A 9,411-nucleotide genomic window follows, 5' to 3' on the forward strand; every position below is an offset into this window, starting at 1 on the left:
CAGATCATGAGACTTGTGCGCTATGGCGAGACGGGGGCGGAAAAGCCCGGGATGATGGATGGCGACACGCTGCGCGACCTGTCGGGGGTGATCGACGACATCACGGGGGCGACGCTGGACGACGCGACGCTGGCACGGCTGCGCGATCTGGATCCGGCCAGCCTGCCGGCGGTATCGGGCAAGCCCCGGCTGGGCCCCTGTGTCGGCGCCATCGGCAAGTTCCTGTGCATCGGGCTGAATTATTCCGACCATGCGGCGGAAACCGGCGCCGAGATCCCCAAGCATCCGATCCTGTTCTTCAAGGCGAACTCGGCCATCGTGGGCGCCAACGACACCGTGATGATGCCCCGCGGGTCGACCCATACCGATTGGGAGGTCGAACTGGGCGTGGTGATCGGCAAGACCGCGAAATATGTCAGCAAGGAAAACGCGCTGGACCACGTGGCAGGCTATTGCGTGGTCAACGACGTTTCCGAACGGCATTTCCAGACCCAGCTGACCGGGCAATGGACCAAGGGCAAGAGCTGCGACACGTTCGGGCCGACCGGCCCCTGGCTGGTGACCCGCGACGAGGTGCCCGACCCGCAGAAACTGGGCATGTGGCTGGACGTGAACGGCAAGCGGATGCAGACCGGAAACACCGCCACCATGATCTTTACCGTGGCCGAGATCATCGAGCATCTGAGCCACCTGTTCACCCTGCATCCGGGCGACGTGATCACCACCGGCACGCCGCCGGGCGTGGGCATGGGGATGAAGCCCGACCCGGTCTACCTGAAGGTCGGCGACGTGATGACGCTGGGCATCGACGGGCTGGGCGAACAGCGGCAGGAGGTGGGTCAGGATGCCTGATCTTCTGCTGATCGGCGGGGCGACGCCCGTCATGCTCGAACGGATGCAGGCGCGGTTCACAGTTCATCGCCTGGCCGATCTGCCAAAGGGCTGGCTGGCCGAGAACGGTGGCACCATCACCCATGTCGCGACCAACGGCCATGACGGGGTGAAACCGGAGGTCATGCAGCATCTGCCGAACCTGCAGGCGATTTCCTGTTACGGGGTCGGCTACGACAATATCGATGCCAAGGCCTGCGCGGCGCGGGGCATTCCCGTCAGTCACACGCCGGATGTGCTGAATGCCGAGGTGGCGACCACCGCGCTGATGCTGATGATGGCCTGCTACCGCGAGTTGCTGCGCGACGATGCCTGGGTGCGGTCCGGCGATTGGGAGAGAAAGGGCAACGCGCCGCTGACCCGTTCGGTCGACGGGCAAAAGGTGGGCATTCTGGGCATGGGCCGCATCGGGCAGGAAATCGCCCGCAAGCTGGAGCCGTTCGGGACGGAAATTCTGTACCATACGCGGTCGAAAAAGGACGTATTGCACCGCTACTGTCCCGACCTGGTCGAGATGGCGCGCGAGGTGGATTGCCTGATCGTCATCACACCGGGGGGTGCGGCCACGCGGCACCTGGTGAACGCCGAGGTGCTGGAAGCGCTCGGGCCGCAGGGCACGCTGATCAACGTGGCCCGCGGCACCGTGGTGGACGAGGCTGCGCTGATCGACGCGCTGGGCAGCGGCAAGCTGGGCTGGGCGGGTCTGGACGTGTTCGAGAACGAGCCGCGCGTGCCGGATGCGCTCAAGGCGATGAAGAACGTGGTGCTGCTGCCGCATGTCGGGTCGGCCACGGTGGAAACCCGCGCCGCGATGGGCAAGCTGACCGTCGACAACCTGATCGCGCATCTGGACGAAGGCCGCGTGCTGACCCCGGTCCCGGAATGCGCGCATCTGGGGAAATGAGCCGGATCAGTGACGTTTCCGCACGGCTGTTCGCCGTGCCGCTGGACGAGGTGCTGGTGGATGCCAAACATGGCGACCACAGCCATTTTCACCTGATCACCGCGACCGTGACGCTGGCGGACGGGCGGCAGGGCACAGGCTATACCTATAATGGCGGGCGGGGTGGTCATGCGATCGCGGCGATGATCCGGCATGACCTTGGGCCGTTTCTGATCGGCCAGGATGCGGCGCAGGTCGAGGCTCTGACCGAGGGCATGGATTGGCACATGCATTACGTGGGCCGGGGCGGCATTCTGAGTTTCGCCATCTCGGCCATCGACATCGCGCTGTGGGACTTGCGGCTGAAGGCGCAGGGGTCGCCGCTGTGGCGGGCCGCGGGTGGCGCATCGGACCGCTGCAAGGCCTATGGCGGCGGGATCGACCTGGCCTTTCCCCTGCCCAAATTGCTGGATCACGTGCAGGGCTACCTGGATGCCGGGCTGAACGCGGTCAAGATCAAGGTCGGCCAGCCCGACATGGCGACGGATGTCGAACGTATCCGTGCCGTGCGGCAGCGGATCGGGCCCGAAGCGGGGTTCGCAATCGATGCGAATTATTCGCTGAGCGTCGATCAGGCGATCGCGCTGGCCGAAGCGGTCAAGGATGTGGGGCTGCTGTGGTTCGAGGAACCGGTGGTCCCCGACGCGTTCGAGGCGTTCCGCATCATCCGCGACGCCACCGGCGTGCCGACCGCACAGGGCGAGAACCTGCACACGCTGTATGAATTCGAACGGGCCCTGAGCCATGTCGATTTCATCCAGCCCGATGCCTCGAATTGCCTGGGCATCACCGGCTGGTTGCAGGTGGCCGAGCACGCCCGGACCTTCAACGTGCCGGTCTGCAGTCACGGCATGCAGGAGTTGCACGTGTCGCTGGTATCGTCGCAACCGCATGGCGGCTGGCTCGAGGTGCATTCCTTTCCGATCGACCGCTACACGACGCGGCCGCTGGTGATCGAGGACGGGCTGGCAGTGGCGCCGGATGTGCCGGGAATCGGAGTCGACTTCGACTGGGCGAGACTGACTCTGCACGAAGTGGCCTTGTGACATGCTGGAATTCGCCGCCGCGGTGTTCTTTCTGATCATCACGCCCGGGCCCGGGGTGCTGAGCACCGCCGGCATCGGGTCGGCCTATGGCTATCGCCCCGGGCTGGCCTATGTCGGCGGATTGTTCGTCGGCAACTTTCTGGTCGCGCTGCTGGTCATCTCGGGTATCGCGGCGGCGGCGCTGGCGGTGCCGGGGCTGCGGCAGGTGCTGCTGTTCGCCTCGGTTGCCTATCTGCTGTATCTGGGCTTCAAGATCGCCTTTGCGGGCGCGCGGATCGGGTTCATCACGCCCGAGACCGCGCCCGGGTTCTGGAACGGCTTTGCGCTGCAACCGATCAACCCCAAGGCCTATGTCGTCAGCACCACGCTGTTTTCCGGTTTCGCCTTCATGCCCGACGCGCTCTGGGCAGAGACGATCATCAAACTGGTGATCTTCAACGCGCTCTGGGTGCCGATTCATATCCTGTGGCTTTGGGCCGGGGTCAGCCTGCGCCGGATGGACCTGTCGTTGCGGGTGCAGCGGACGATCAATATCGGCATGGCGCTGGCGATGCTGGCCGTGGTCGCATTGGCGCTGTTCGCGCAGGGTTAGAGCCTAAAGCGATGCCGTGATGCCACCGTCGACGAACAGCGTGTGGCCGTTGACGAAGCTGGAAGCATCCGAAGCCAGGAAGACGGCCGCGCCGACCAGTTCTTCGACCTGTCCCCAGCGACCCGCCGGGGTCCGCTTTTCCAGCCAGGCGCTGAATTCCGGGTCGGCAACCAGCGCGGCGTTCAGCGGTGTGTCGAAATAGCCGGGTGCGATCGCGTTGCATTGCAGCCCGTGCCTTGCCCAGTCGGTGGCCATGCCTTTCGTCAGGTTCGCCACGGCGCCCTTGGTCGCCGTGTAGGGTGCGATGCCGGGGCGCGCCAGCGCGGTCTGCACGCTGGCGATGTTGATGATCTTGCCGGCCTTGCGGGAGATCATGTGCCGCGCGCAGGCCTGGCCGACGTGAAAGACGCTGGCGATGTTGGTCTGTAACAGGCGCTCGAAGGCGTCGGCGGGAAAATCCTCGAGCGGGGTGCGGTGTTGCATCCCGGCGTTGTTGATCAGGATGTCGATGGCACCGTGCCGGGCCTCGAAGCCGTCGATGGCGGCGCGCACGCGGTCATGGTCGGTCACGTCGAACGCCAGGGTCACGGCGCCCGGGATCTGCGTGGCCGCGGCGTCCAGCTTGGCGGTGTCGCGGCCGTTCAGCACGATCTGCGCACCGGCTTGGGCCAGACCCTTGGCCAAGGCAAGGCCGATGCCCTGCGACGATCCGGTGATCAGGGCGCGGCGCCCGGTGAGATCGAAGAGTGGCATGGTTTTCCTTCCCTTGGCGGTTCGCGCAGTCCGGTCTACCCTGCGCGTCAGCCACAGCAACCGCAAGGGGCCGTCATGAAAGCGCTTGTCCTTCACGCTGCCCGCGATCTGCGGGTCGAAGACCGCCCCGACCCGCAACCCGGCCCCGGCCAGGTTCTGGCGGCCATCGCCAAGGGCGGGATCTGCGGGTCCGACCTGCATTACTTTCAACATGGCGGAATCGGGTCGATGATCCGCTTGCGCGAGCCGATGATCCTGGGGCACGAGGTTTCGGGCCATGTCGCGGCTCTGGGCGCGGGGGTCGACCGGTTTTCCGTCGGCGATCTGGTGGCCGTCTCGCCGTCGCGACCCTGCGGCGCTTGCACGTATTGCCAGCAGGGTCAGCAGCAGCATTGCCTGAATATGCGGTTCTACGGAAGCGCCATGCCGATGCCGCACATCCAGGGGGCGTTCCGGCAATTGCTGGTGGCGGATGCTGCGCAATGCGTGCCTGCGCACGGGCTGAGCCCTGCCCAGGCGGCGATGGCCGAGCCCCTTGCGGTGTGTCTGCATGCCGTCAACCAGGCGGGGGCGCTGATGGGTAAGACGGTGCTGATCACGGGGTGCGGTCCGATCGGCTGTCTGACCCTGCTTGCCGCACGCAATGCCGGCGCGGCGCGGATCATCGTCACCGATCTGACCGATTTCACGCTGTCCACGGCGCGTGGTCTGGGCGCCGACCTTGCGGTGAATGTGGGCACGCATCCAGATGCGCTGACACCCCTTTCCGAGGGCAAGGGCAAGGTCGACGTGCATTTCGAGTGTTCGGGCGCGGCGCAGGCGCTGGCCACGGGCGTTGCCGTTCTGCGGCCCGGCGGCGTGCTGGTGCAACTGGGCCTTGGCGGCGACGCGACGGTGCCGTTGCAGGCGATGACGGTCAAGGAGCTGACGCTGCGCGGGTCCTTCCGGTTCCACCGCGAATTCGCCAGTGCCGTGCAGGCGATGCAAAGCGGCCGGATCGACGTGTCGCCGTTGTTGTCCGGCAGCTATCCGATGGAAGATGCCGCGGCAGCGCTGGACCACGCCGCCGACCGCAACCGGGCGATGAAGATCAGTCTCGATTTCGCCTGAACAGGGTCACAACACGTAGCGACTGAGATCGGCGGACTTGGTCAGTTCGCCCAGTTGATCCTCGACGAATGCGTTGTCGATCGTCACCGCCTCGCCGCCGCGATCGGGGGCGTGAAAGCTCAGTTCCTCGAACACCCGTTCCATCACGGTATAGAGCCTGCGCGCGCCGATATTCTCGACGCTCTGGTTCACCTGCGCCGCGATCCGGGCCAGCGCGGCGATGCCGTCTTCGGTGAAGGTGACGGTGACGCTTTCGGTCTGCATCAGGGCCGAATATTGCAGCGTCAGGGCGTTGTCGGTTTCGGTCAGGATACGGACGAAATCACCTTCGGTCAGATCGCGCAGGGTGACGCGGATCGGCAGACGACCCTGCAGTTCCGGCAGCAGGTCCGATGGCTTGGCGATGTGGAAGGCACCCGAGGCGATGAAAAGGATGTGGTCGGTCTTGACCGGCCCGTATTTGGTGCTCACGGTGGTGCCTTCGATCAGCGGCAGCAGATCGCGCTGGACGCCTTCGCGGCTGACGTCGCCGCCGCGGGCTTCTTGCCGCGCCGCGACCTTGTCGATTTCGTCCAGAAAGACGATGCCGTTCTGTTCCACCGCTTCCAGCGCGGCCTGCTTGACGGTTTCGTCATCCAGCAGTTTGTCGGCTTCCTCCGAGATCAGGATCTCGTAGCTTTCCGCCACCGACAGACGCTTGCGGGTGGTGCGCCCGCCCAGGGCCTTTCCGAACAGATCGCCCAGGTTCAACATCCCCATGCCGCCGGGCTGGCCGGGGATGTCCATCATCGGAAAGGGCGATGACGTATCGGCGATCTCGAGCTCGATCATCGTATCGTCCAGTTCGCCCGACTTGAGCTTTTTGCGGAACATCTCGCGCGTGGCCTCGCGGGCGTCGGTGCCCGCGATGGCGGCGATCACGCGGTCTTCGGCGGCCTGGTGGGCGCGGGCCTTGACGTCCTCGCGCATCTGTTCGCGGGTCTGGACGATGGCGGCATCCATCAGGTCGCGGATGATCTGTTCGACATCGCGCCCGACATACCCAACCTCGGTGAACTTGGTGGCCTCGACCTTGATGAAGGGTGCGCGGGCGAGTTTCGCCAGTCGGCGGCTGATCTCGGTCTTGCCGACGCCGGTGGGGCCGATCATCAGGATGTTCTTGGGGTACACCTCTTCGCGCAGGTCGTCGGCCAGCTGCTTGCGGCGCCAGCGGTTGCGCAGGGCGACGGCAACGGCGCGCTTGGCCTCGCTCTGGCCGATGATGAAACGATCGAGTTCGCTGACGATTTCGCGGGGGGTGAGGTCGGTCATGGTTCGTCCTTTTCGGCACGCTTAGGCAGGTAAGTGGCCATTGCCCGATGTGCAAGCTGGCTTTTTTCGTTGCATCCATCGTGATATCTGGCCCGGATGATCGGATTGACGACATTCCTTGGCCGCCTTTTCGGCGGGCGCGAAACCGGTGGTCCCGATACCGGTCGGCGGTCGCTGATTGCCGCCCTCTTGGGTGCCGGCGCCGTACCGACAAAGGCCTTGGCAAACGGCATGGCCGTCGCGCTGGATCCGGTGGAGCGCGAGCGCCTGGTTGCGGGCTTGGCGGACATGCTGTTGCGCCGTGATCCGGTGCTGTCGAAACAAGCCGGGGACATGCTGACCGAGCTGAGTGCGACCATGCCAGAAGCGCACGATCTGGTGCGGTTGCATCACCACCATGACGGCCGGATCGGACGGCGGTCTATGATGCGCCCCGCCTTGCGCGTCGACCTGGCTGCGCTGCATCGCGCTTGCGCGGAATCGCATGCGATCGGCTTTTCCTACAAGGACCTCAACGGTCAGGAAACGTCCCGCCGCGTGCTGCCGCTGGCGATCGTGCATCCCGACCACGGGATCAAGCTGGTGGCATGGTGCACGCTGCGCGATGCGCCGCGGACGTTCTTTGTCCATTCAATGACAGACATGCAGGTTGATCCGGAACGGTTCCCGGAAAAACGTGCTGATCTGATCGCCGCTGTCGTTTCGGACATCGACGCGCGCTACGCCTGAATCGTCTCGATGGTCAGGTTGCCGTTGGTGTAGACGCAGATATCCGCGGCGATGGCCATGGCGCGGCGGGCGATGTCTTCGGCGCTCAGGTCGCTGTCCATCAGTGCGCGGCCCGCGGCCAGGGCATAGTTGCCGCCCGACCCGATGGCGGTGACGTCATGTTCGGGCTCCAGCACATCCCCGGCGCCGGTGATGACATAGAGCGCGGCGCCGTCCGACACGATCAGCATCGCTTCCAGCTTTTGCAGGTACTTGTCGGTGCGCCAATCCTTGGCCAGTTCGACGCAGGCGCGCTGCAACTGGCCCGGTGTCGCCTCGAGCTTGGTTTCCAGCCGTTCAAGCAGGGTAAAGGCATCGGCGGTCGAGCCGGCAAAGCCGCACACCACGTCGCGCCCGCCCGGCGACAGGCGCCGCACCTTGCGGGCCGTGCCTTTGATGACGGTCTGGCCCAGGCTGACCTGCCCGTCGCCCGCGATCACCACCTGGCCGCCCTTGCGCACGCCGATGATCGTCGTCCCGTGCCAGCCGGGAAAGTCCTGTTCCGCCATGTCGCCTCCGTTCCGGTTCCCGCCCATATGGGGGCTGGACAACAGCCCGGCAAGGCGGCCCTCTGGGCATAGCGAAACCGGCGGGGAATGGAAATGGATGCATTGACGCGCAAGGCGATGGCGGTCTGGCCTGCCCTGGCCGTTCAGATGGGCGAGCGTCCGGGAGAGTGGACACCAAGCCGCCTGGCCATGCGCGAAGATGCCCGCGTGTCCCGTATCCTGTTGCGGCTGGACAAGTCCGGTGCGACGCCCCTGGTGCTGAAGCACGAGGACCGGCCCCGCCGCCCGCAGGTCTTTGCCGAGGCAGTGCAGGCCCATGTCGCGGCGCAGGAGGGTTTTCCCGATGGCGTTCCTGCGATCCGCGCCGTCGATCTGGACCGGCAGAGCCTGGTAATGGACTACGTGCCCGGACGTCCGCTGTCGGTTGTTCTGGATGGCGCTTCGCCGCAAACCCAATCGGCGGCCTTGCGGCTGGCCGGCGCCTGGCTGGCCGGGTTTCATCGCGGCAGGCTCGGCGACAGGCGCGTGTTCCAGCCGAAATTCACGCTGGGTTTTCTGGATCAGGTTCTGGCCGAGATCTCCCGCGGGGAAAGGGCCGTGTCAGAGCCTGATCTGTTCCGTGCCTGCGCCGAAAGCCTGATCGGACAACGGGCCGAATTCGAGGCGCAGCAGACCGTCGCCGCCGCGACACACGGCGACATGCACATGCGCAACCTGCTGATCGGTTCGGACCGCGCCTGGGGCGTGGATTTCGCCGGTGGCCGGGTGGTGCCGGTGGGACACGATATCGGGCGGCTGCTGGCCGATTACGCGATCCTGCGGGCACCCCATGCGGACATCCCGGTTGGGTCGGTTCTGCCCCCGCAAGCGGAACAGGCGTTCTTTGCCGGCTACGACCTGGTCGGGCCAGACGATCCGTCTGTGCGGTTGCTGGTTCGGCACCGGGTTCTTGCGGAATGGTGGGGCCTGCCTGTGTCAGGCCGAAGCACCGCGCAAGAGCGCCGCTGGCAACGCCTGAAATCGCTGGTTCCACGCGTCTTTGCGCAGCACTAGCGACGAAAAAGGCCCCGCCGCTAGGCGGGGCCCCTGTTCCTGCGCAAGTACGCTGTTACGCGATGGCGTCTTCGATCCAGCTTTGCAGCGCGGCCTTGGGCGCGGCGCCGGCGCGGTTCGACACCACCTGGCCGTCCTTGAAGATGAACAGCGCCGGGATGCCGCGCACGCCCATCGCGGCGGCGGAATTCGGGTTCTGATCGACATCGACCTTGGCGATCTTCACCTTGCCTTCGTATTGCGCCGACAGTTCTTCGAGGGCGGGGCCGATCTGCTTGCACGGGCCGCACCATTCGGCCCAGAAGTCGACGACGACGGGAATGTCGGAATTCTTCACCTCGGTGTCGAAGGTGGCGTCGGTGACGGCAACGGTGCCCATGGGTATCTCCTCGGTCGTGGCATCCAGAAGTCAGAGGCGGAACGTATGGACGTCGC

At 65.6% G+C, this 9,411-nt stretch carries 11 protein-coding genes; 7 read left to right on the top strand and 4 right to left on the bottom strand.

Features of this window, described 5'->3' with window-relative positions:
- Positions 1 to 6: 6 nt before the first annotated feature.
- Genes KUH32_RS06890 through KUH32_RS06905 form a run of 4 tightly spaced genes read left to right on the top strand, consistent with a single transcriptional unit; the run spans position 7 to position 3,472 of the window.
- Positions 7 to 852, top strand: coding sequence for a fumarylacetoacetate hydrolase family protein (locus tag KUH32_RS06890; protein WP_217777298.1), 846 nt, complete (start codon positions 7 to 9; stop codon positions 850 to 852).
- The gene (locus KUH32_RS06895; protein WP_217777299.1) at positions 845 to 1,795 is read left to right on the top strand and encodes a 2-hydroxyacid dehydrogenase; all 951 of its coding nucleotides are present in this window, start codon (positions 845 to 847) and stop codon (positions 1,793 to 1,795) included. Before KUH32_RS06890 ends, KUH32_RS06895 begins: the two co-directional genes overlap by 8 nt.
- A complete protein-coding gene (locus tag KUH32_RS06900; RefSeq protein ID WP_217777300.1) occupies positions 1,792 to 2,880 on the top strand; it encodes a mandelate racemase/muconate lactonizing enzyme family protein in 1,089 nt (362 codons plus the stop codon). The genes KUH32_RS06895 and KUH32_RS06900 overlap by 4 nt, the downstream gene beginning before the upstream one ends.
- 1 nt (position 2,881) lies before the next feature.
- Positions 2,882 to 3,472: a LysE family translocator gene (locus KUH32_RS06905; RefSeq protein WP_217777301.1), complete on the top strand. Its 591-nt coding sequence runs from the start codon at positions 2,882 to 2,884 to the stop codon at positions 3,470 to 3,472.
- A gap of 3 nt (positions 3,473 to 3,475) precedes the next feature.
- Here the strand turns inward: KUH32_RS06905 and KUH32_RS06910 are convergent, their stop codons facing one another.
- A complete protein-coding gene (locus KUH32_RS06910; RefSeq protein ID WP_217777302.1) occupies positions 3,476 to 4,225 on the bottom strand; it encodes an SDR family oxidoreductase in 750 nt (249 codons plus the stop codon).
- Between the two features lie 75 nt (positions 4,226 to 4,300).
- Here KUH32_RS06910 and KUH32_RS06915 point away from each other — a divergent pair, with 75 nt between their 5' ends.
- Complete coding sequence (locus tag KUH32_RS06915; RefSeq protein ID WP_217777303.1) at positions 4,301 to 5,335, top strand: L-idonate 5-dehydrogenase; 1,035 nt, start codon at positions 4,301 to 4,303, stop codon at positions 5,333 to 5,335.
- Positions 5,336 to 5,341: 6 nt separating this feature from the next.
- Here KUH32_RS06915 and hslU read toward each other — a convergent pair whose 3' ends face one another.
- Positions 5,342 to 6,646, bottom strand: a complete 1,305-nt coding sequence (hslU, locus tag KUH32_RS06920; protein ID WP_217777304.1) for an ATP-dependent protease ATPase subunit HslU — start codon at positions 6,644 to 6,646, stop codon at positions 5,342 to 5,344.
- 231 nt (positions 6,647 to 6,877) lie between these two features.
- Here hslU and KUH32_RS06925 point away from each other — a divergent pair, with 231 nt between their 5' ends.
- Entirely contained in the window at positions 6,878 to 7,375 is a 498-nt protein-coding gene (locus tag KUH32_RS06925; protein WP_217777305.1) for a helix-turn-helix transcriptional regulator, read from the top strand.
- On the opposite strand, the gene hslV is transcribed toward KUH32_RS06925, so the two are convergent.
- The gene (hslV, locus tag KUH32_RS06930; RefSeq protein WP_217777306.1) at positions 7,366 to 7,923 is read right to left on the bottom strand and encodes an ATP-dependent protease subunit HslV; all 558 of its coding nucleotides are present in this window, start codon (positions 7,921 to 7,923) and stop codon (positions 7,366 to 7,368) included. The genes KUH32_RS06925 and hslV overlap by 10 nt on opposite strands.
- A gap of 93 nt (positions 7,924 to 8,016) precedes the next feature.
- Between hslV and KUH32_RS06935 the strand changes: the two genes are divergently transcribed.
- Entirely contained in the window at positions 8,017 to 8,976 is a 960-nt protein-coding gene (locus tag KUH32_RS06935) for a phosphotransferase (protein WP_254899002.1), read from the top strand.
- Between the two features lie 55 nt (positions 8,977 to 9,031).
- Here the strand turns inward: KUH32_RS06935 and trxA are convergent, their stop codons facing one another.
- The gene (trxA, locus tag KUH32_RS06940; protein WP_217777308.1) at positions 9,032 to 9,355 is read right to left on the bottom strand and encodes a thioredoxin; all 324 of its coding nucleotides are present in this window, start codon (positions 9,353 to 9,355) and stop codon (positions 9,032 to 9,034) included.
- Positions 9,356 to 9,411 lie beyond the last annotated feature (56 nt).

This window comes from Thalassococcus arenae (assembly GCF_019104745.1).
Classification (GTDB): domain Bacteria; phylum Pseudomonadota; class Alphaproteobacteria; order Rhodobacterales; family Rhodobacteraceae; genus Thalassococcus_B; species Thalassococcus_B arenae.